General features: G+C 69.4%; 16 protein-coding genes. 10 read left to right on the top strand and 6 right to left on the bottom strand.

The annotated features are described in order from the left end of the window. Positions 1–26 precede the first annotated feature (26 nt). Positions 27–1478, bottom strand: coding sequence for a penicillin-binding transpeptidase domain-containing protein (locus OG272_RS11175; RefSeq protein ID WP_326583700.1), 1452 nt, complete (start codon positions 1476–1478; stop codon positions 27–29). A gap of 95 nt (positions 1479–1573) precedes the next feature. After that, positions 1574–2347 (bottom strand): IclR family transcriptional regulator, encoded by a 774-nt coding sequence (locus tag OG272_RS11170; RefSeq protein ID WP_037691381.1) that lies wholly within the window; start codon positions 2345–2347, stop codon positions 1574–1576. A gap of 135 nt (positions 2348–2482) precedes the next feature. Between OG272_RS11170 and OG272_RS11165 the strand changes: the two genes are divergently transcribed. Continuing rightward, complete coding sequence (locus tag OG272_RS11165; protein WP_327730325.1) at positions 2483–4012, top strand: aldehyde dehydrogenase (NADP(+)); 1530 nt, start codon at positions 2483–2485, stop codon at positions 4010–4012. 146 nt (positions 4013–4158) lie between these two features. Next, positions 4159–4767, top strand: coding sequence for a DUF1349 domain-containing protein (locus OG272_RS11160; RefSeq protein WP_328222724.1), 609 nt, complete (start codon positions 4159–4161; stop codon positions 4765–4767). Positions 4768–4835: 68 nt separating this feature from the next. On the opposite strand, the gene OG272_RS11155 is transcribed toward OG272_RS11160, so the two are convergent. Together OG272_RS11155 and OG272_RS11150 are read right to left on the bottom strand one after the other, a co-directional pair. After that, a complete protein-coding gene (locus OG272_RS11155) occupies positions 4836–5849 on the bottom strand; it encodes an EcsC family protein (protein ID WP_405893191.1) in 1014 nt (337 codons plus the stop codon). Positions 5850–5966: 117 nt separating this feature from the next. Next, positions 5967–6614: a hypothetical protein gene (locus tag OG272_RS11150; protein WP_405893189.1), complete on the bottom strand. Its 648-nt coding sequence runs from the start codon at positions 6612–6614 to the stop codon at positions 5967–5969. Positions 6615–6847: 233 nt separating this feature from the next. Between OG272_RS11150 and OG272_RS11145 the strand changes: the two genes are divergently transcribed. The 4 genes from OG272_RS11145 to OG272_RS11130 are packed head-to-tail and all read left to right on the top strand — an operon-like array spanning position 6848 to position 15097. Continuing rightward, the gene (locus OG272_RS11145; protein ID WP_405893187.1) at positions 6848–8998 is read left to right on the top strand and encodes a hypothetical protein; all 2151 of its coding nucleotides are present in this window, start codon (positions 6848–6850) and stop codon (positions 8996–8998) included. A gap of 17 nt (positions 8999–9015) precedes the next feature. Continuing rightward, positions 9016–10635 carry a type I restriction-modification system subunit M gene (locus OG272_RS11140; protein ID WP_405893185.1) on the top strand — a complete coding sequence of 540 codons (1620 nt, stop codon included), beginning with the start codon at positions 9016–9018 and terminating at the stop codon, positions 10633–10635. Further along, a complete protein-coding gene (locus OG272_RS11135; protein ID WP_405893184.1) occupies positions 10632–11825 on the top strand; it encodes a restriction endonuclease subunit S in 1194 nt (397 codons plus the stop codon). Before OG272_RS11140 ends, OG272_RS11135 begins: the two co-directional genes overlap by 4 nt. Next, positions 11822–15097: a type I restriction endonuclease subunit R gene (locus OG272_RS11130; protein WP_405893182.1), complete on the top strand. Its 3276-nt coding sequence runs from the start codon at positions 11822–11824 to the stop codon at positions 15095–15097. Before OG272_RS11135 ends, OG272_RS11130 begins: the two co-directional genes overlap by 4 nt. Before the next feature lie 59 nt (positions 15098–15156). On the opposite strand, the gene OG272_RS11125 is transcribed toward OG272_RS11130, so the two are convergent. Together OG272_RS11125 and OG272_RS11120 are read right to left on the bottom strand one after the other, a co-directional pair. After that, complete coding sequence (locus OG272_RS11125; protein WP_405893181.1) at positions 15157–15372, bottom strand: DUF397 domain-containing protein; 216 nt, start codon at positions 15370–15372, stop codon at positions 15157–15159. Continuing rightward, entirely contained in the window at positions 15369–16304 is a 936-nt protein-coding gene (locus OG272_RS11120) for a helix-turn-helix domain-containing protein (protein ID WP_405896007.1), read from the bottom strand. Before OG272_RS11120 ends, OG272_RS11125 begins: the two co-directional genes overlap by 4 nt. Before the next feature lie 148 nt (positions 16305–16452). On the opposite strand from OG272_RS11120, the gene OG272_RS11115 reads away from it, so the two are divergent. The 4 genes from OG272_RS11115 to OG272_RS11100 all read left to right on the top strand — a co-directional run bounded on the left by OG272_RS11115 (position 16453) and on the right by OG272_RS11100 (position 22222). Beyond that, positions 16453–17013: an ATP-binding protein gene (locus OG272_RS11115; RefSeq protein WP_405893179.1), complete on the top strand. Its 561-nt coding sequence runs from the start codon at positions 16453–16455 to the stop codon at positions 17011–17013. Between the two features lie 91 nt (positions 17014–17104). Next, on the top strand, positions 17105–19534 hold the full coding sequence (locus OG272_RS11110; protein WP_405893178.1) for an AAA family ATPase: 2430 nt from the start codon (positions 17105–17107) through the stop codon (positions 19532–19534). Then, positions 19534–20007, top strand: a complete 474-nt coding sequence (locus OG272_RS11105; protein WP_405893177.1) for a hypothetical protein — start codon at positions 19534–19536, stop codon at positions 20005–20007. The genes OG272_RS11110 and OG272_RS11105 overlap by 1 nt, the downstream gene beginning before the upstream one ends. A gap of 190 nt (positions 20008–20197) precedes the next feature. Beyond that, positions 20198–22222 (top strand): hypothetical protein, encoded by a 2025-nt coding sequence (locus OG272_RS11100; protein WP_405893176.1) that lies wholly within the window; start codon positions 20198–20200, stop codon positions 22220–22222. Positions 22223–22227 lie beyond the last annotated feature (5 nt).

Here is a 22227-nt window from a genome sequence, read left to right as displayed (position 1 = left end):
CAGGTGGTCCTTTTCGAGGTGGTCCCTCAGCCCTTCAGCGCCGCCTCCATGACGGCCCTGGCCACCGGCGCGGCCAACCCGTTGCCGCTGACCTCCGACCGCGCCGCGTTCGACTGCTCCACGACGACCGCGACGGCGACCTCCTTGCCGTCGGCCTTCCCGTAGGACGTGAACCAGGCGTACGGCGTCTTGCTGTTGTTCTCGCCGTGCTGGGCCGTACCGGTCTTGCCGCCCACGGTCGCCCCGCTGATCCGCGCGTTCGTGCCCGTGCCGTCCTCGACGACCGTCCGCATCGCCGACTGCAACTGCTCGGCGGTGTCGGAGCTCAGGATCTCCTTGGTGTCCGCGTCGGCGTCGTAGTCCTCCAGGACGTCGCCGCCACCGTTGGTGATCTGCGACACCATGTGCGGCGAGACCAGCCTGCCGCCGTTGGCGATCGCCGCAGACACCATCGCCATCTGGAGCGGCGTCGCGGTGACGTCGTACTGGCCGATGCCCGTCAGCGCGGTGGAGGATTCGTCCATGTCCGACGGGTAGACGCTCTCGTACGCCCGCACCGGCACGTCCTGCGCCTTGTCGTCGAAGCCGAACTTCTCGGCCATCGCCCTCACCTTGTCCTGGCCGAGGGCGACGGCCATCCTCGCGAAGACGTTGTTGCACGAGTACTGCAGCGCCGTACGGATCGTGGCGTTCTCGCAGGGCGCGCTCGGGTTCTCGTTCGACAGCTCCGTGGTCGTGCCCGGCAGGGTGTACGGGTCCGGGCTGTCGGTCTTCGTGTCCACCGACGCGTACAGCCCGTCCTCCAGCGCGGCCGCCGCCACGACCAGTTTGAACGTCGACCCCGGCGGCAGCGGCTGGCGCAGCGCCCGGTTGGTCAGCGGCTTGTCCTCGTCGGCGTTGAGCTTCTTCCAGGCCGTGCCGGCGGTGTTGGCGTCGGTCAGCGAGGAGGGGTCGTACGACGGGGTCGACACCACCGCGAGGATCTTCCCGGTCGTCGGGTCGATCGCCACGGCCGCGCCCTTCTTGTCGCCGAGCGCCTCGAACGCCGCCTTCTGCACGGCCGGTTCGATCGTGGTGATCACATTGCCCGGGTCGGCCCGCTTGCCGGTGACCGTGTCCATCACGGTGTTCAGCCGCAGGTCCGTGCCGTCGAGCAGGTCCTGGTAGATGCCCTCCAGCTGCGTCGGCGCGTAGGCCTGCGAGGCGTAGCCCGTGACCGCCGCGTACAGCTCGCCGTCCGTGTACGTGCGTCTGTACGCGAGGTCGCTGCCCTTCGTGCGGGCCGAGCCGGTGATCGACTCGCCGGCCACGATGATGTTCCCGAGCGGGTCCGCGTACGTCTTGATCGCGTTGCGCCGGTTGTCCTGGTCGTCCGCGAGCGCCGTGCCCTCGTAGAACTGCACCCAGGTCGCCCTGACCAGCAGGGCGAGCACGAGCAGCAGGGTGAGGACGGCGGAGCGCCTGATCGTCTTGTTCATCGCACCCGAAAGGACGAGCGGGACGCGATCAGTCGTTCCCTTCGCCCGGCTTTCTCATGGGGTCCTCATGAAAACGGGGTTGCCACCTCGCCGCCTCAGAGTCTGCGGGTCGCCAGTGTGAGCCGGTCACGCGCGTCGAAGAGGGCGTCCTTGACGAGCTGTTCGTGGGCCGGGGTCAGCCGGGCCACCGGGACCGAGCAGCTGATGGCGTCGCGGGCCGGTGTGCGGTACGGGATCGCCACGCCGAAGCAGCGCAGCCCGAGCGTGTTCTCCTCGCGGTCCACGGAGAAGCCCTGCTCGCGGATCTGGCGCAGCTCCTCGATGAGCTGCTCCCGGTCCGTGATCGTGTGCTCCGTCAGCGCCGGAAGGGTCTCCGGGAGCATCTTGCGGACCTGCTCGTCGGTGTGGGTGGCCAGCAAGGCCTTGCCGAGCGAGGTGGAGTGGGCGGGCAGCCGACGGCCGACCCGGGTGAAGGGACGCAGATAGTGCTGCGACTGGCGGGTGGCCAGATAGACGACGTTCGTGCCGTCGAGGCGGGCCAGGTGGATGGTCTCCGTCGTGTCGTCCGACAGCCGGTCCAGCGTCGGCCGGGCCAGCGCCACCACCTCGTCACCGTCGATGTACGACGTGCCCACGAGCAGCGCCCGCACGCCGATGCCGTACCGCGTGCCCGTCGCGTCCGTCTCGACCCAGCCCAGCTCCACGAGGGTGCGCAGCAACATGTACAGGCTGGATTTGGGGTAACCGACGGCCTCCTGGACCGCCGCCAGGGAGTGCATACCGGGGCGCCCGGCGAAGTATTCGAGCAGCTCAACGGTCCTCACCGCCGACTTGACCTGTGCTCCGCCGCCCGTCTCGACTGCCGACATCGCCCTTGACCCCTATCGTTCGACGGGAAATAGTCTCAGACAGCATATTCATCATCAGAGACAGCGTTCAGCATATCGAACGACCCTGGTGAATGGACCCAGAAATACGCTCAGGAATCAGTGGAGGAACCCCCGGTGGCAGCAGCACCAGTCTGGAGTGTCGACCCCCGAACCGGGAAGCAGCGCGAGCAGGTTGCGGTGGAGGCCACAGCCCAGGAGGTGGACGCCGCCGTCCGCGCGGCGCACGCCGCCCGTGGCTCCCTGGCCGACCGCACGGTCCGCGCGGCCTTCCTGCGCACCGCCGCCGACCAGCTCCAGGCGGCCAAGGACCAGCTCGTGGAGGTCGCCGACGCGGAGACCGCGCTCGGCCCGGTCCGGCTCACCGGCGAACTCGCCCGCACCTGCTATCAGCTGCGGGCCTTCGCCGACATCGTGGACGAGGGCGCGTTCCTCGACGTGGTGATCAACCACCCCGACGACACCGCCACCCCGCCCATTCCCGACCTGCGTCGCTACAAGGTGCCGCTGGGCGTCGTCGCCGTCTACTCGGCCTCCAACTTCCCCTTCGCCTTCTCCGTGCCCGGCGGCGACACCGCGAGCGCGCTGGCCGCCGGGTGCCCGGTCGTCGTCAAGGCCCATCCCGACCACCCGGCGCTGTCCGAGCTGGTCGCGATCGTGCTGCGCCGGGCCGCCGCCGAGCACGGCATCCCCGAGGGAGTCCTCGGCCTCGTCCACGGCTTCGAGGCGGGCGTCGAACTCGTCAAGCACCCGCTCGTCACCGCCGCCGGCTTCACCGGCTCGGTACGCGGCGGCCGCGCCCTCTTCGACGCGGCGGCGGCGCGGCCCGTGCCGATCCCGTTCCACGGCGAGCTGGGCTCCCTGAACCCCGTCCTGATCACCGCGGCCGCCGCCGAGGAGCGCGCCGAGGCCATCGGCACCGGCCTCGCCGGCTCCATGACCCTCGGTGTCGGCCAGTTCTGCGTGAAGCCGGGCCTTGTGCTGGCGCCCGCGGGCGACGCCGGTGACCGGCTGCTCAAGTCGCTCACCGACGCGGTCAGCGACATCGGCTCCGGGGTCCTGCTGGACCACCGGATGCGCGACAACTTCCTCGCCGGTGTCGCCGAGCGCGCCGAGCTGCCCGACGTGGAGTCGCCGGTGACCGCGGGCGCGGGCGGCGAGCACACCGTCAGCCCCGGGTTCCTGACGGTCCCCGCCGGCAAGCTGGCGGCCGAGGGCGAGCACGACTTGCTCCTGGAGGAGTGCTTCGGGCCGCTCACGGTCGTGGCGCGCTACGAGGACGAGGACGAGGCCAAGTCGGTCCTGTCCCGTCTGCCGGGCAACCTCACCGCCACGGTGCACGTGTCCGGTTCAGAGGCCGCCGGGGAGGGGCGCGGGCCGGAGCTGCTGGCCGAGCTGACGCCGCTGGCCGGACGGGTGCTGGTGAACGGGTGGCCGACGGGGGTTGCCGTGGCCGCGGCCCAGCACCACGGGGGTCCCTACCCGGCGACGACCTCGACGTCCACGTCGGTGGGCGGTACGGCCATCGAGCGCTGGCTGCGGCCGGTGGCGTACCAGGGCGCTCCTGAGGCGCTGCTGCCGGCGGAGCTGCGGGACGAGAACCCGCTGGGACTGCCGCGTCGGTTCAACGGGGTTCTTGAGCGGTAGCGCTCCGCGGGGAACGGCGGGGAACGGCGGGGAACGCCGTAGGGGTTCGGTTCGTTTCGGGCTGCGCGTGCGTCGTGGTCGCTCGCGCAGTCCCCCCGCACCCCTGAAGGTCTGCTGTTGTGGGCGGGAGCTGCAAGAATCCCCCAATGGACGTCGAAATTCCCGAACTCCCGTTCTCTCTCCGCACATACGGCCCCGATGGGCACTGGTCCTACGAGGACGGGGTGCTCACCGGATGGGCCGGTGCTCGGCAGGACCGGTTCGTGCCGCCCACTGACGAGGGACTGGATCCCGCTTCGGACGCGCCCAGGTTGCTGGGCGCGCCGGAGGGGGACTTTCAGCTGATAGCCCGGGTCACGGTCGGCTTCGCCGCCGGGTTCGACGCGGGCGTTCTGTATGTGCACGTGGGGGAACGGGCCTGGGCCAAGCTCTGCCTGGAGTACTCGCCGGACGTGCCCACCGTCTGCACGGTGGTCACTCGGGGGCACTCGGACGACGCCAACTCCTTCACGGTGCAGGGCAGTTCGGTGTGGCTGCGGGTGAGCCGCACCGGCCGCGCCTTCGCCTTCCACGCCTCGCGCGACGGCAAGCAGTGGACCTTCGTCCGCCTCTTCACCCTCGCGGGCGAGCAGCAGAGCGGCGCCGCCCTCATCGGCTTCATGACCCAGTCCCCGATGGGCGAGGGCTGCGTGGTCACGTACGACGAGATCGAATTCCGCCCGAACTGGCCGAAGGACCTGAGAAACGGCAGCTGACGGCTCTGCCGAGGGGCCGAATGCACGCGTGCCATGCCGCGCGGTGAACCGCTGCGGCACGGCACGCGTTACGTGGCGTCGGTCTGGGGGTCGTCCTCCCAGTCGGTCGCCAGTGCGGTAGGCAGCGGCAGCCCGTACTTGTCGCACAGGAAGCGGGTCTGGCAGTACCGCTGGGCGTCGGCGGCCACCCTGCCGAGGACCGCGGCATTCATGCCGGCACCGATGAGGACACCCACGAACGGCACGACCTTGGCGACGTTCTTGACGGGCACCCTGGAGCCGGCCGGGCCCAGCTGCTGCATCAGCTTCTCAAGGGCGGCCAGGAGCCGGTGGTCGTTGCGGAGCTTCTGTGACCAGTTTATGCGTCCCTTGACCGCGTTCGCCGCCCGTGCGGTCTCCTGCAACGGTTTGGCTTTGGCCGCCTGTGCCATGAAGGACCGCTGTACCAGGCGTTGGATGAAGTCCTGCTCCTTGGGGTCTTTGGCGTCGTAGCCGTAGGAGTACGCGATGCGCGCTGCGATCGACGTGCTCAGGACCTGAATGACGAGGATGTCCGCTGTCATCGCGGCGGGGATACCGGCGACGGGGACCATGGCCAGCAGGCCCATGGCGCCGCCTTCGACCGCGCCGGTGGCCCGCCACTTGAGGGTGTTGCGGGTCAGCAGCCGGTCGCAGACCTTGAGGTCCTGCTGCCGTAGTTCGGTGAAACTGTCGAGTTCGAGGCCTCGCTTGCGGGCGAGCTTCTCGACGTTCTTCGGGTCGTTGAGCTCCAGGGCCGAGTCGTTGACCAGTTCGAGCAATGCTGCGGCGCCTGCGAGCGCCGGCCGCATGGCCTTGTCGGCGACCGCGTCGCCTGCGCGACGGATCGGTTCCGTGACCGCCTCTGGCACGGCGTCCGTAACCCGTCTCGCGGCGTTTCCCGCGACCTCACCGGTGCGAGTGAGCGCGGCACTCGCCCAGTTCGGCAGACCACGGCGGTTGTTGCGCTGCTCCCAGTGCTCGTTGAGCGTGTCCCAGACCTGTGCCTCGTACGTGCTCATCGGGATCGCACCGTCGACGAGTGGGTCGGCGTAAGTGCTCACTGAGGTTCTCCATTTCGACGGTGATTGCTGGGTCCACGATGCCCTGACGTATGGGCGAGGTACAGGAAAGTTCTGAAAAAGGGGGAGGTGCGCAGGGACTTCGAGCCCGGTGGCCCGTCAGCCGACCTTGGTCCACTTCTGGCAGCCGGTGGTCTCGAAGTACTCGCCCTTGTTGACCGTCACGCGGCCCTGGCCCTGGAGGTTGGCGTTGGCGATGATCGCGTCGAACTCCCCGGAGGCGTCCTTGGTGCGGGCCCAGTAGCAGTTGTCGACGAAGCCGCTCTTGTCGGGCCCGGCGGTCTTGTAGGTGCCGGCCCGCATGTCCTCGCCGACGAGGTACTGGCCGTCGCCCTCCACCGTGGTGGCGGGCCCCGGCTTCTCGGTCGGCTTCGGTGTGACCGTGACCTTCTCGGTGACGGTCACGGCGGGCTCGGGCTCATCGCCCCCGGGGGCGGTCGCGGTCTTGGTGACGGTGACCGTCGGGGCGGGAGCGGCGGTGTCGTCCGTACTGCCGGAGTCCCCGTCACCGCCGATACCGGCGCCGATCATGAGCGCGACGAACGCGGTCGCGCCGTGGGTGAGCCAGGCCTTGCGGCGCGACGGCTTCGGTCTCATCGGCTGCCCCATGGCGGGCTGCCCGCCACCGGCCGGCGGGAAGGGCGGTACGGCGTTCCAAGGCCCGCCGGGCCCGCTGGGCCCACCCGGTGCACCGCCGGGGCCGGGGAACTGCGGGTTGTTGGGCGGTATCGAGGGCGTGTGGCTCATCGCGGTGATCCTCCGGTCGGCGTCGTGGCACTTGGTCGCCACAAGGTGCCTGCCGCTCCGCCTTCTGAGATGAGATACCGCTGATAACCCGTATTATCAGGCAGGCTATGCACAGCCACCTGGGATGGCGGTAGATTGCTGACTCCTGCCCCGCCGAAGGGGGTGGACCGCGAACCGCGAAGGCGAGGACGCCGGCCTCGACGGCCCAGGGGGAGAGGGGGGAAGCACGTCCGATGGCGACGCACACGGCCTCGAAGACGCCTCCCATCCTGCCCGAAACGCCGGCCTGGCGGATCACCTACGCCGAGATCGCTGCCCTCGCCCAGGTCAAGCGCCCGGTCCCCACCACGTGGGCCCGCCGGCACCCCGACTTCCCCATCCCCGTCGCCCACGAGGACGGGCGTCCCCTGTTCGACGCCCGTGCCGTCGTCGACTGGCTCGCCTCGACCGGCCGCGGCAACACCGACGCCCGCCGGCTGCGCGCCGAGCTCGCCCTGCACACGCTGGCCGCCTGGCGCACCCCGTCGCTGCCTGCGGCCGTCCTGATCGGCGCGCTGACCTCCCTGGTCTGCCTGCACCAGCAGCTCGACGCCCCCGTCGCCGACGGCCGCCCCTGGGACACCGTCCTGGACAGGGCCGCCGACCTCGACCCCGACGACCGCTTCCTCGTCTCCGAACTGCGCGCCCTGCCCGACCCGGACCGCACCGGCCCGGCCCTAGCCGCACTTGCCGACGAACTGATCGACGCCGCCTACAACCCCGCCGAGGCCTTCGACTGGATCCTCCAGGCACGCCATCGCCTCGGCTCCCGCGACCTCGCCGCCGACGAACCCGCCCCGGCCGTCGTCCGCGCTCTCGCCGCCCTGTCCGGCGTCGACACCCTCGCCGAGGGCTCGGTGATCGCCGTCCCGCACGCCCGCACCGGCGCCCTCCCGGCCGCCCTGCACGACCACGCCGCCGAGGACTCCGCCCACGTCTACCTCGCCGCCGACCCCGACCCGGCCCGTGTACGTCTCGTACGACGGCGGATGCTGGTGCGCGGGGTGTACGAGTTCCGGCTCGACGTCGTCGACGGCGAGGAACTGACCGCCGACGAATGGGGCTACCCGAACCTCCTCGTCTGCGCCCTCCCCTACGAGGCCGCCGAGACCCGCGACCCGAAGACCGTCCTGGAGCGGGTCGCCGCCCTCACCGACTACCTCGACACCGGAGCCACCGCCGTCGTCCTCGGCCCCGCCGACGTCCTCACCGGCCCGCTCGCCCGGCACGGCGACGCCGACCGCCTGCGCCGCTCGTTCCTGAAGCCCGGTTTACTCAAGGCGGCGATCAGCCTCCCCGACGGCGCCTACGCCTACCGTCCCGGCTACCGCACGGCGGTCTGGCTCCTCGCCCGCGTACCCGAGGAACAGCGCACCGGCCTCGTCCTCCTCGCCGACTACTCCGCCCAGCCTCTCACCGAACCCGTCCTCGACACCCTCGCCGAGGACATCGCCATCTGGCGCACCTCCGGCTGGACCCCAGACCGGCTCCACGACCCACGCCACGCCGCCATCGTCCTCGGCACCGACCTCGACGACCGCCCCGGCGCCGCGTTCACTCCGCAGCACCGCACGCCCGACTCCCGCCACACCCGGACGGTCGTCGAACGCCCGGTGGTCATCTCCGACCTGGAACGCCGCCTGAGTGACCTTCAGGAGCGCTCGCGTACGGGCGAACTGCGGCTGCGCGCCCAGGCGGAACTGCGTCCCGAGAACCAGCCGGTACGCCGTACGTCCGTCGCCCGCCTCCTGCGCACCCGCCGCCTGCGCCGCCGCCCAGGCCACCGCTTCGCCCCCGAACACCTCACCCCCGACGGCCACTACACGGTCCTCACCCCCGAGGAGATCCTCGGCACCGCCCGCATCGGCGGCCGCCGCATCGACCGTGGCATCTTCCTCACGGCCTACGGGCACGCCCAGTTCACCGAGCCCGGCGACCTCGTCGTCACCGCCCACCCGCACTTCGGGGTCCACGTCGACACGGAGGGCGTGTCTCTGGTCGCGGCCCCGGCCCGCATCCTGCGCGTCCACCCGGACGCCGACCCGCCGCTACGGCCCCGGGTGCTCGCCGCGTTGCTGCGTGCCGCGGCTGCCGAGCACGCCCGCACCAGCGGCGCCGTGCGCGCGTCCCGCCGTATCGAGGACCTGGTCGTCCCCGACCTGAACCGCGCCGAGGCCGACCTCTACGAGGCCGTACTCGCCGAGATCGAGGGCCGGGCGGCGCTGCTGCGCGAGCAGACCGCCGCGCTCGACGACCTGACCCGCGTGATGGCGGCCGGCATGGCCGACGGCACGCTCACCATCCAGCACCTCCCGCACACCAACGCCGATATCGGCACTCACTGAAGGAGACGGTCCACCCGATGCCTCCACGCCAGAAGAAGCCCGCCGACCAGGCGGAGCTGTTCAGCGCATCCACCGCCAAGGAGATCCAGGACATCCTCTGGAAGGCGGCCGACAAGCTGCGCGGCTCCATCGACGCCGCCCAGTACAAGGAGTTCGTCCTCGGCCTGATCTTCCTGAAGTACGTGTCGGACGCCTTCGACGAGCGACGCACCGAACTCGCCAAGGAACTCATGGAGGAGGGCATCGCCGAGGACCGCCTCGACGACTTCCTGGAGGACCGCGACGAGTACACCGGCGCGCACGTCTTCTGGGTCCCGGAGACCGCCCGCTGGTCCTGGATCGCCACGCACGCCAAGGCCCAGGGCGTCGGCAAGCTCCTGGACGATGCGATGGACGCCATCATGCGGGAGAACGAGTCCCTCAAGACCGTCCTCCCTAAGATCTTCAACCAGGACCGCGTCGACCAGAAGCGCCTCGGCGAACTCGTCGACCTCATCAGCGACGCCCGGTTCGGCGGCGGCGGGGACAAGCCGGCACAGGACCTGCTCGGCGAGGTGTACGAGTACTTCCTCGGCAACTTCGCGCGGGCGGAGGGCAAACGGGGCGGCGAGTTCTACACGCCGAGCTCTGTCGTCCGCCTGATCGTCGAGATCCTGGAGCCGTACGAGGGGCGGGTCTACGATCCGGCGTGCGGCTCGGGCGGCATGTTCGTCCAGGCCGCGAAGTTCATCGAGGCGCACCAGGGGCGCGGCCACAAGTCCGACATCGCTGTCTACGGCCAGGAGCTGAACGAGCGCACCTGGCGCCTGGGCAAGATGAACCTCGCCATCCACGGCATCGACGGCAACCTCGCCGCCCGCTGGGGCGACACCTTCGCCGACGACAAGCACGCGGACCTCAAGGCCGACTTCGTAATGGCCAACCCGCCCTTCAACATCAAGGACTGGGCGAGGGACGAGACGGACCCGAGGTGGAAGTACGGGGTCCCGCCGAAGAACAATGCGAACTATGCATGGCTCCAGCACATGATCTCCAAGCTGGGGGAGAGGGGCACGGCGGGCATTGTGTTGGCCAACGGCTCGATGAGCTCCCAGTCCAGCGGGGAGGGGGAGATCAGGCAGGCGCTGGTGGAGGCGGACTTGGTGGCGTGCATGGTGGCGCTGCCCTCGCAGCTTTTCCGTACGACGCAGATTCCGGCGTGTCTGTGGTTTCTGTCCAAGGACAAGACGCCTCAGGGTGCTCGGCGGTTGGACGATCGACGCGGTGAAATCCTGTTCATCGACGCTCGCGCGATGGGCGAGATGGCCGACCGGACGGAACGCATCTTCTCGGAGACCGACCTCAGGAAAATCGCTGACACGTACCACGCATGGCGCGGCACGGCGTCAGCGCGCGAGGCCGGTCTGACCTACGAGGACGTGCCGGGCTTTTGCTACTCGGCAGACCTGGAGAAGGCGCGGGAGCACGGGTACGTACTGACGCCGGGGCGGTACGTGGGGGCCGTCGAGGCGGAGGTAGAGCACGCGGAGGCGATCGCCGAGCGGATCAGCAAGCTAACCGAGGAGCTATACGAGCTGTTCGACAAGTCGGCGGAGCTGGAGAAGACGGTGCGCGAGCAGTTGGAGAGTGTCCGATGAAGGATCTGACTCTGGCTGACCTTTGTACGCTGGTCGTAGACTGCAAAAACCGCACACCTCCGGGGGCCCTTCCTGGTGAGGACATCGCAGGATTTGCCATCGGTACCCCGAATATCGTAAACGGCCGTATCCAGTTGTCAGATGCCAAGCCTGTTAGTCGCGAGGCCTTTGAGACTTGGACAGCGCGGGCCATTCCGCAGGCCGGGGATATCGTTCTCACGCGCGAGGCTCCAGTTGGACGAGTTGGGCGCGTTGAAGACGGCATGCGTCTATGCCTCGGGCAACGGACAATGCTTCTGCGTCCGAATGAGCGGCGCGCGGACTCCCGGTTTCTGCACTACTTCCTGCTGAGCCCGCATATCCAGGGTCTGTTGCACGCACAGGCCTCGGGGTCAACCGTGGCGCACCTGCGCGTTGGTCAGGTACGCGATCTGCGGATTCCCAGGGTGCCAGAGGTGGCAGAGCAGCATCGGATCGGGGCTGTGCTCGGGGCGCTGGATGACAAGATCGTCGTCAACGAGCGCATTGCGACGACTGCTGACTCCATGTGTGACCTGATTTTTCAGAGTCGCGCGCAGCAGCACACCAGTGTTCCCATGTCTCAGCTTCTTCAGCCGATCTTGGGTGGTACACCCGACCGAAAGAACGAATCCTACTGGGGTGGAATCATCCCCTGGGCTTCGGCCAAAGATGTGGTAAACGCCACCGTCGGTGTCGTAACGTCCACTGAGGAGTACATCACCGAGGCGGCTACGCAGAATTCGCGTGCAAAGACGATGCGGCCCGGCTCGGTAGTGCTCACGGCCCGGGGGACCGTGGGTGCTGTCGCTCGGTTGGCGGTGCCGTCAGCGATCAACCAGTCCTGCTACGCGTTCGAACCGGGACGCGTGCCGGCTGCTGTGCTTTTCCACATGGTGCGCTCTGCCTCGGAGAGCATGCTCGGCATGGCGCACGGAACCGTTTTCTCCACGGTGAACATGAAGACGTTCGATCACGTAGAGATCCCGGACCTGCCTGCTGATGTTCTTGAAACCCTGAACGGCGATCTCGCGTCACTGCATCAACTGATCGTGAGCCACCTCCGGGAATCGCGGCAGCTTGTCACCCTCCGCGACACCCTCCTCCCCCAACTCATGTCCGGCCGCCTCCGCGTCAAGGACGCCGAGAAGATTGTCGAGGACGCCACATGACGACGCATCACGACGGAAGCGAGTCCGACGACAGAACCCACCGCCGCCCCACCGAGGCCGACTGGGAGTTGCTCGCCCTCGACGAGTTGGCCGAGTTGGCCTGGCTGCCGGGCCGCGGCAACGAGTTCGCGCCCGGGTCCGGGCATCGGAAGTCCTGGGATGACCTGATCCTCTACCCGGACCTCCAGGAGGCGATCGAGCGCCTGAACCCGGGCCTCCCGCCGGACGCCGTCCGGGAGGCCATGACGGCCGCCGTCACCCCCGGCTCCCAGGACACGTACGAGGAGAACCGGACCGCCCACCGCCACCTCACCTCCGGCATACGGTCCGTTGCCTACACCGACTCCTTCGGCGCCGAGCACAACCCCACGATCCGCCTCGTCGACCTGGCCGACTCGGACGCGAACACCTACCGCGCCCTGAACCAGGTCACTGTCATCGACGGCGACAAAAACCGCCGTTTCGACGTCGTCCTGTACGTCAACGGCCTCCCCCTCGCCGTCGTGGAGCTGAAGCGCGCCGGTGACGAGGACGCGACGCTCCAGACGGCCCACGCCCAAGTGGCGCGGTACGTCCAGGAGCTCCCGACCGCCTTCCGCTACAACACCGTCGTCCTGCTCTCCGACGGCATCACCGCGAAGTACGGGACGCCGTTCACCCCGTACGAGCACTTCGCCCCCTGGAACACCGACGAGTTCGGCGCCCGCGTCGACCCGCTGACCGCGGACGGCTTCTTGGAGTCGGGGCAGAACCTGGCGATCCACGGCCTGTTCACTCAGCCCCGCTTCCTCGAACTGATCCACTCCTTCATCAACTTCGTCCCGTCGAAGCGGATGAAGCGAAGCGCGAAGCCGCACCAGTACCACGCGGTGATTCGCGCCGCCGAAGCCGTCCGCACGGCCTCGGCCAGTGACGGCAAGGCCGGTGTTGTCTGGCACACCCAGGGCTCCGGCAAGTCGGAGGAGATGGTCCTCACCACCACCCTGGTGATGCGGGATCCGGCCCTGCTGAACCCCACCGTCGTGGTCGTCACCGACCGAACGGACCTCGACGACCAGCTCTACTCGACGTTCCAGGAGAGCGAGATCCTCCCGGAGTCGCCCCGGCAGGTCGTCACCCGCGCCGAACTGCGCGAGGAGCTCGCGGCGAAGAGGACGGGAGGGATCCTCTTCACCACGCTCCAGAAGTTCGGCAAGACGAAGGAGGAGCGGGAGGCGGGTACCGACCACCCGATGCTCTCCGACCGCCGGAACATCGTCGTGATCGTCGACGAGGCGCACCGCAGCCACTACGACGACCTCAACGGCCTCGCCCGCCACCTGCGCGACGCGCTCCCGCACGCCACACTGCTCGCCTTCACCGGCACACCGATCTCGGAGGCCGACCGGAACACCCGTGAGGTGTTCGGCGACTACATCGACGTCTACGACCTGAAGCGGGCCGCCGACGATGGCGCGACCGTGAAGGTCTACCACGAGAGCCGCGTCATCCAGCTCGTCCTGGATCGTGAAGTGGACCCGACCACCATCGACGAGGAGGCCGACCGCATAACTGACGGCCTCGACGACACCGAGCGCCGCCGCGTCGAACAGGCAGCGGCGACGATGAACGCCATGTACGGCGCCCCGGCCCGCATACGGGACCTCGCGGCCGACCTGGTAGAGCACTGGGAGGCCCGCCGGGAACGGATGCGGCCGTTCGTCGGTGCCTCCGAGTCGGGCGGGGCGCCCGGCAAGGCGATGGTGGTATGCGCGACCCGCGAGATCTGCGTAAGCGTGTACAAGGAACTGCGCGAGTTGCGGGACGAGTGGCACAGCGACGAGTTCGACAAGGGCGTCATGAAGATCGTCTTCTCGTCGAACTCCCGTAAGGACTCGGACGCGTTGCTCGCCCACGCGCTGACGGACAGCCGCCGCAAAGCCGTCATCAACCGTGCCAAGGACCCCGACGACGAGCTTGAGATCCTCATTGTCAACAACATGTTGCTGACCGGCTTCGACGCCCCGCCGATCCACACCATGTACCTGGACCGACCCCTCAAGGGCGCCAACCTGATGCAAGCCCTGGCCCGCGTCAACCGCCGTTTCCGAGGCAAGGAGGACGGCCTCCTCGTCGGCTACGCGCCCCTGACGGAGAACCTCCAGAAGGCGATCGTCGAGTACACCGAGGCCGACCAGCGCGACCGCACCCTCGGCCAGGACGTCGAGCGGGCGCTGGACGAGCTGCGCAACGAGTACGACGTCCTCACCGGCATCCTGCGCGGCTTCGCGTGGGAGCCCCTGCTCGACCGGCCCGGCCCTCGCGCGTTCGTCGACGCGGCCCTGCGCGCCGCCAACTACCTGCTCGATCCGGTCACGCCCGGCAATAACCCCGAGCAGCTCGACGATCCGCGCCAGACCCTGGGCCGTCGCTTCCGCGACCACGCCTACCGCCTAGAACGCTTCTGGGCGCTGGCCGGCACCTCGAAGGAGGTGGGCAACCGCTTCGCGGACCGACCGGCCTGGAAGCGGCACATCCAGTTCTTCGTCGAGGTCCGCGCCTACATGGCCAAGCTGGACGCCATGAACCGCGAGGCGCGTGGCCTCCCGGTCGCCCGCGACGTCGAGCTGTACCTCGCCCAGCTGACGTCGTCCGTCGTGGAGACGGGCGGGGTGACGGACCTGTTCGCCGAAGCCGGGCTGGAGACCGCCGACCTCACCCACCTCACGGACGCCTTCGTCGCCCAGCTCCAGCAGAGCGACACCCCGCACCTGGCGGCCGAGGCGCTGCGTCGGCTCGTCGAGCGGAAGATGCGCGAGGTCACCCGGCACAACATCGTCCGGCAGACCACGTTCTCCGAGCGCCTCCAGGACCTGATGGTGCGCTACATGCGCCAGCAGTACACCAGCGCCGAACTCATCGCCAAGCTGGTCGAGATGGCCAAGGAGGTCGCCGCCGACGCCCGCCGCGGCGAGAAGTTCGACCCGCCCCTGAACTGGCGCGAGCTCGCCTTCTACGACGCCGTCGCCGACCACGGCACGGCCCGCTCGCTCATGGGCGACGAGGTCCTGGCGGGCATCGCCCGCGAGCTCGTCACCGAGGTCCGCCGTCAGCTCAAGCCCGACTGGATCTCCCGTCCGCCTGTCCAGGCCCGCCTGCGCAGCACCATCAAGCGCCTCCTGGCCCGCAACAACTACCCGCCGGACCAGCAGAAGGAGGCCATCGACCTGGTCCTCCGCCAGATGGAACACTTCGCCAACGAGTGGTCCCAGAACGGCGACCCGGAGGACTGAACGTGAGGGCCCTGCCGACCGAGATCCAGGTCGGCGGGGCCCTCACGGCCGTACGAGCGTCACACGCGCCGCTCCGACGAGGCCAGCCCGACGAACCCCGTCCACGCCGAACGGGACACCGTGAGTACGGGCCCGGCGACGGCCTTGGAGTCCCGGACGTGCACAGCTGCCGTACCGGATGCGACCTCCAGGCATTCGCCGCCCTCGGCTCCGCTGTAGCTGCTCTTGAACCAGGCGAGGCCCGAGGCGACGGTCGAGGACTCAGCGTTGTTCATAGCGATCCCAGCACCCCTTCGATGAGCTCCAGTGACTCTCGCGAAGTGAGAGCCTGTGATCGGATGATCCCATAGCGTGCGGCGGCGAGAGCTGTCTGTTCCGGGTCGGTCTGAAGAGCGCTGGTTCCTTGCGCCTCGGCATAGACGAACCTCTTGCCGTCCTTGCGCGTGACGATCGTGAACGGCCCATCCACGCCTGCGTTGACCTCGCAGTCGAGCGACATGACTTGGATGGCGACGTTTCGCTTCTGGCCGATCAAGAGCAGATGTTCCAACTGCCCCCGAAGCACGTGCTTTCCACCATAGGGGTGCCGCAGCACTGCCTCCCCGATCACGAAGCTGAGGAGTGGTGCGGGCCAGCGGTCGAAGATGTCCTGGCGGGCCAGTCGCGCCGCGACCCGCTGCTCGATGGTCTCCTCGTCCAGGATTGGGCACCGCATGCCCAACACCGCGCGCATGTACTCCTCGGTCTGCACCAGGCCGTTGAACACGAGTGTGCTGTAGGAGAGCAGCTCAATGGCCTCCTTCTCCAAGGCGGCCATCCCCTGAAAGAACCCCGGATACTGCGCCCGCTCCACCTGCTCCTTCCACAGGCACAGCAACCCACCCGCCCCCAGCACGTCGTCCGCCCGCTCGATCGCTCGGGGCGACGGAATCCTCCGCCCCTGCTCGAACGACGCGACCGTGGACGCCGAGTACCCGATCCGCCTCCCGAACTCCTCGCGCTCCAGCCCTTCCCGTACCCGCAGCGTCTTCATGGTCTGCCCGAACGCGACGACTACGCCCCGCCCACCCTCGTCCTCCGGTCGCCGCCCTGCCCCGTCGTCGTTGTCCCAGCCGTCCCCCAGACTCACGACCGCGCCCACACCGTCGTGTTCACGCTCCCCGGGAACCGCCTCGGCCCCCGCCGCCGCGCCCTCACGCTCCGCCATGTCCATCACCGCCTCCTTGCCCCAACGCCCCGAACGGAACGCCGTCACGGCGCGTAACGCGTACGCGCGCTTACACCTCGCGTACAGCCGCTCCTTGTCGCTGCGTCACCGCTGGTCACGCTACGCGACCAACGGCACCGTGGTCGGCATGACGACCAAGCCCACAAACCCCACCGGCACCACCCAACCCTCCATCCCCTGCGCTCCCTTGAAGGCGGCCCCCGCCCCGGACCGCATCACCCCGGACCACACCTTCGAGATGCGCTTCACCTCCACACCCCGCGGAGCCCGCCTCGCCCGCCGCCTCGCAGCCGTACGTCTGGACGCGTGGGGCATCCCGTACGGCACCGACCCGCACGACGCGATCGTGCTGATCCTCGCGGAGCTCACCGCGAACGCCGTGCAGCACGGACACGTCCCCGGCCGGGACTTCCACCTCCGCCTTCACACCGCGCCCGACGGCCGTACCGTGCGGGTCGAGGTCACCGACACTCGCGGCGAACGCCACCCCCGTCGCCCCGGCCGCCCCCACCGCCCTGCCGTCCACGCAGATGCCTCAGGTGAGGAGGAGGCCGGCCGCGGGCTGGTCCTCGTGTCGCACCTCGCGACCCGCTGGGACTGGCACCCGCGTTCCGACGGCCCGGGCAAGACCGTATGGGCCGAGTACACGGCTCCCCGTGACATGTGCTTGGCGCTGCAACTTCCTTGATAACTAGGGTTATCGGGTCGATGCAGCCCCAACGGCAAGCCCCACTCCTACGGTTCCACCACATCAGCGCCGGAACCACAGGAGGCACCACATGGACGCAACGCACAAGCACCACGGCAGCGCGCTGCCGCTGCCCCAACTTGTCGAGGCGCGGCTGGCCGGGGACCCGAAGCTCACCGACGGAGTGAAGGGCCGCATCCGCGAGGCGCTCGGCGACTCCGAGGACGCAGGGGAGTCCCACACCCTCCCCGGCCCCGTCTACCTGGGGAAGGTCACGGTCACCGGCTTCCGCGGCGTCGGTTCTCAGGCGCGGCTGAACCTGCGGCCGAAGCCGGGAGTCACCCTCGTCGTCGGACGCAACGGCTCCGGCAAGTCGAGCATCGCCGAGGCCATCGAGACCCTGTTCACCGGTACCAACGCCCACTGCGCCGAGCAGCACCCGAACCGCGCCGTCCGCTGGCGCAACCTGCACCAGGGCGAACAGACCGCCGTCGAGGCCAAGCTGACCGTCGAGGGCGACCCGGCCCCGAGCACCCTCACCCGCACGTGGACCGGCGACGCCTTCACCGACTCCCAAGCCGTGCTCAGGCGGCCGGGACACGGCACCGTCCCGCTGGCGCAGGTCGGCTGGGAGCAGGCGACGCGGGCCTACCGGCCGTTCCTGTCGTACGTCGACCTGGGCAACCTGATCAACGGCAAGCCGTCCGAGATGTACGACAACATCGCCGCGATCCTCGGACTCGACCACCTCAACGCCGCCGCGCGACGGCTGACGGCCGCGAAGAAGGAACTCGACGCGGCCGTGAACGCCGAGAAGGAGAAGAAGCCGCTTCTCCACGCGGCCCTGGAGAACGTGGGGCACGACGACCGGGCGCTCAAGGCCCTCCTGGCGATGGAGGAGAAGGGCGGTCCCGACCACGCCGTTCTCGACGCCCTCATCGCCGGTGTGCCCACGGCCGACGAGGGCCGGCTGGGCGAGGCACGGCTGGAGGCCGCCGCGGAGGGCCCCGACCTCGACCGGGTCGGTGCCGCCGTCGACGCACTGCGGCACGCCCTCGCCGACATCGACGACCTGAAGGGGACCGCGGCCGCCGACGCCCACAGCAGGGCCCAGCTGCTCCAGGCGGCCCTGAGGCACAGCGACCGCCACGCCGACGACACGGCCTGCCCGGTCTGCGGTACGGAACAGGTCCTGGACCGGGAGTGGGCCTCGCGCGCCGAGACGCAGATCGCCGCGCTCCTGCGCGAGGCCGAAGCGGTGCGCGAGGGCGAGGCCGGCCTGCGGACCGCGACGCGGACCCTGCACGACCTGATCCTCCCGCCGCGGGAGGTCCCGGCCGTGCTCACCGACCCCTGGCAGGACTGGAGCGACTGCCGGCGGATCACGGACCCCGCCGAACTCGCCGAGCGCGCGCTCAAGGCCGCGGTGACCCTGGCGGACGCGTGCGAGGTCGTGGCCAGGAAGGCGCGTGAGGAACTGGCGGCCAAGGACGAACGCTGGCGTGCGGTCGTCGAGCTGCTGACGGAGTGGACGAAGCTCTCCCGGCAGGCCGAGGCCGCCAAGCCGCGCAGAACGGAGATCGGCGCCGCCCTCACCTGGATCAAGAAGGTGACGACCGAGATCCGCGACCTCCGCGTCGACGCCTTCGCCGACCACACGCAGCGGATCTGGGAGAAGCTCCGCCGCCAGAGCAGCGTCGACCTGAAGCCCGTCAAGATGCACGGCAGCGAGAAGGCGACCGTGCGCAAGCTGATCATGGACGTCACCGTCGACGACACCGAGGCCCCGGCTCTGAGCGTCATGAGCCAGGGCGAACTGCACTCGCTCGCCCTCTCCCTGTTCCTGCCCAGGGCCGTCACGGCCGACAGCCCCTTCGGCTTCGTCGTCATCGACGACCCCGTGCAGTCCATGGACCCGGCGAAGGTCGACGGCCTGGCCCAGGTGCTCGACGAACTCGGCCGTGACCGGCAGGTCGTCGTCTTCACCCACGACACCCGGCTCCCGCACGCCTTCCGCAGTCAGGGCCTGCCCGTGACCGTGCTGAAGGTGGAGCGCGGCGAGAAGTCCAAGGTGAACGTCACCTCCGAGACCGACCCGGTCAAGGAGGCCATCGACGACGCCATGGCCCTCGCCAAGACCGCCAACTGCCCCGACACGGCACTGCGCAACGTCCTGCCGTCCCTGTGCCGCGAGGCCCTGACCAAGGCGATCGTCGAAGCGGCCTGGATCCGCCGGAGCCGCACCGGACAGCCCGCCGACCGTCTGCAGGCCGCCATCGACGAGACCGAACGCCTCATCCCGCTCGCGTCCTTCGCCCTCTTCGACGACGGTCTCGTCCACCCCGACGACGACGTCAGGAGCCGTCTGCGCGCCCTGTACGGAGGCGAGAGCACGAGCCTGATCGGCCAGTGCCAGCGCGGCGCCCACCCCGACGGGTTCCTCCCGCCCGACCCGGTCGCCTTCGTCAGGAAGGTCGAGGCCCTCGCCAACCGGATCCGCAAGCCGGAGGTGAACGCCTGATGCCCGCCACCCGCACGAGCGCCGGCACCGTCGCCGGACTCCTCGCGACCGCCGACAGCCTCCTCACGGCTGGCCTGGGCGGCCCGCTGACCCCGGGCGGCCGTGCCCGCGGCGCGGCCTACGCCCTGCGGATCGCCCTGGAAGCGACCGTCGACGCGGTCCTCACCGCCGAGGAAGCCGGACTCCGCCAGGTCACCATGCGAGCGCAACTGCTCTGCCTGCGCCACTACGCCGGCCCCGACCTGGCACGTCGCGTCAGCGCTCTGTGGAGCGGGCTCAGCACGGGCTGCAAGTACCACCACGACGAGCTCGGACCGAGCCACGCCCAGGTACGCGCCTGGCAGGCAGCCGTCGAGACGCTCGTCACGGAGCTCGCCGTGCCGGGGACGGACCTGAACCTCCCTAGCAGTCGGGCCCCGCAGCGTCCGCAGGCTGAGGTGACGATGGCGGCTTACGACGGTGAGCACACGTAAGGACCGGCAGCAAACGGGCTCTGGCCCGCCGGAACTGCCGCGACGGCCGATAGGGTTTCGCGCTGTGGAAATCGGATCTTTGGTTGAGCAATGTGACGGCAGTGCCGTACGTCGTGTAGGTACCGTTCGTGCGCTGGACGAGACGGAAGTCGTCGTCGAGTGGGAGGGGGGCGAGAGTGAGCATTTGCCCATGCCCGTACCGGAGTCCGTGAGGGCTCTCGTGCCGGGAACGATCCGGTACAAGGCCGCCACCGACCTCGCCGCGCTTCAGGGTGAGTTCGAGAGCGACCCTGTGAAGGTGCTGGTCGGGCTGGTCCGCGAACTGGGCGAGCGGGTCACCATCACCGCGCTTCGGAAGTGCGCGGAGAGCATGGGGATCGCCGCGAGCATGTCGCTCGATGAGTGGGGTCAGATGCGGCAGTTGCTTCTGGCTGAACCTCAGATTCGGCAAGTCGGGGAAAGCAGCAGCTTTCGATGGGTCAAGGGCAGGAGCAAGTCCCAAAGCCACAGTCGGCCAAAGGCGGCGCCGGAAGCGCTCCGCGAGTTGGCGAGTAGGCCCCGTATGAAGGCCACAACCAAACAGTCGTTGTCGTTGTCCGCTGCCGTGTCCGCCGGGCTCAAGGAGTTGTCGCCGTACGAACTGCTCGCAGCGCATGCGCTCGACGTGCCGGTGACCGAGTGGCCGCAGCACTGGACGGAGCCTCGTCCCGAGCAAGTGCCTGAAGAGATCCGACTGGTCTCTGTCGAGCACATCACCGAGATGTCGCGCGCCAAGAGCCGCATCGTCCTACCCGGATCCGAACCCAGCCCGGTCGCGCTGAAGGCCGCGGAGATCCCGTCCTCCCTCGGTCTCCTCCCGCTGCTCGTCCCCCTTGTGGCGATGCCCGCTTCGAGCCTCGCGGCGGACAAGGCGGCCAGGGCACTGAGTGGCGAGCACGCGTGGAACGCCTTGCGCGCTGCTATGGACTGCTTCGAGCAGGCGCTGTCCCTGGGTTCCGACCGCAAGGACACATTGGACCAGGAAGGACGGTTGGCACCCCTCTCGGCCAGGGCCAGAGAACTTCTGAAGACGGTGTTGATGAGGCGGCCCAAGGAGGACGACCTTTCTTGGCTGGATTTCGCGGAGGAGATGGCCTCCCGGGCCTGTGCGTTGATGGCAGACCCCCGGACCCGGCAGCAGCCGAACGCACTCGTGCGGGCATGGGCCGAACACGTGGCCGCCCATCCGGCCATTCCCGCTGAGCTTCGAGAAGCAGCCAGAACCGTCCAGGCCGTCGAGGCGGTCGAAGCCGCCGATGCGGACGGCACGGGTATCGGCGAGGAGACGAAGGAGAGCCGGGAGGTCGAGGCCGCACGCGAAACGCTCGCAGGGGAAGCTGAGCAGACGAAGCCCACTGGCGTTGAAGAGAAAAGCGACGCCGACGCAGAGGTGGGCCAAGCCGCCACCTTCGCGTCTGAGGACGCCGCGGTCGCGGCCGGCGATGCTCCTCAGGACGCGACGAATGACGTCCCGGACGAGACACCGGACGCGGCGCAGGAGCCCCAGCGGGACCCGCAGGCCGAGATCGCCGCCCTGACCCGCCTGCTGGAGCAGGAACGGAGGAGCGCTGCCGCGGCCCGGGGCGAGCAAGAGCAGCACCGCCGGGCCGCCTCGGCCGCACTGGCGGAGGCGGAAGCAGCGGCGAACCGGTTGCGGCTCCGCGTCGAGGACGAGGAGAAGCACCGTGCCGAGGCCGAGGAGCGTGCCCACGCCACCGAGGCCAAGTGGGAATCGGCTCGGCGGGAGCTGGAAGAGGCGGCTGAGCGTGCTGAGGCAATGACACGTCAGCTGCAGCGGCGGGATGACGAGTTGCGGCAGTCCCGGCAGGCCGCGCGCGGTCCGTCCCAGGCGCAGTTGCGGCAGGCCAGGATCGACACGCTGCGCGTGCTCGCCGCGGTCCTCGCCGAAGTCGCCGACCAGGCCGTCCACGAGGCAGAGGAGACAGGGCCGGCGAACGCTCTCTACCGGAGGGTGCTGGCGCGTGCGGCAGCCGCCGGGGTGTTGGACATCGGCGTGCTCGGCGAGGAGACGGACTACGACCCGGCGGTTCACCGGGCCCCGGGCGGACCGGCGCCGCGGGTGCTCGTGGAACGGCCCGGCTTCGTGTGGCAGGGCCCTCGTGAACCCGGGCCCGTCGTGTTGGAACAGGCGATCGTCCGCAGGGCTGAGCAGTAGGCAGG

The sequence above is a fragment of the Streptomyces sp. NBC_00104 genome, assembly GCF_045160825.1.
GTDB lineage: Bacteria > Actinomycetota > Actinomycetes > Streptomycetales > Streptomycetaceae > Streptomyces.
The sequence above is the reverse complement of the archived record's forward strand: the minus strand, read 5'-3'. Positions and strand labels throughout refer to the sequence as shown.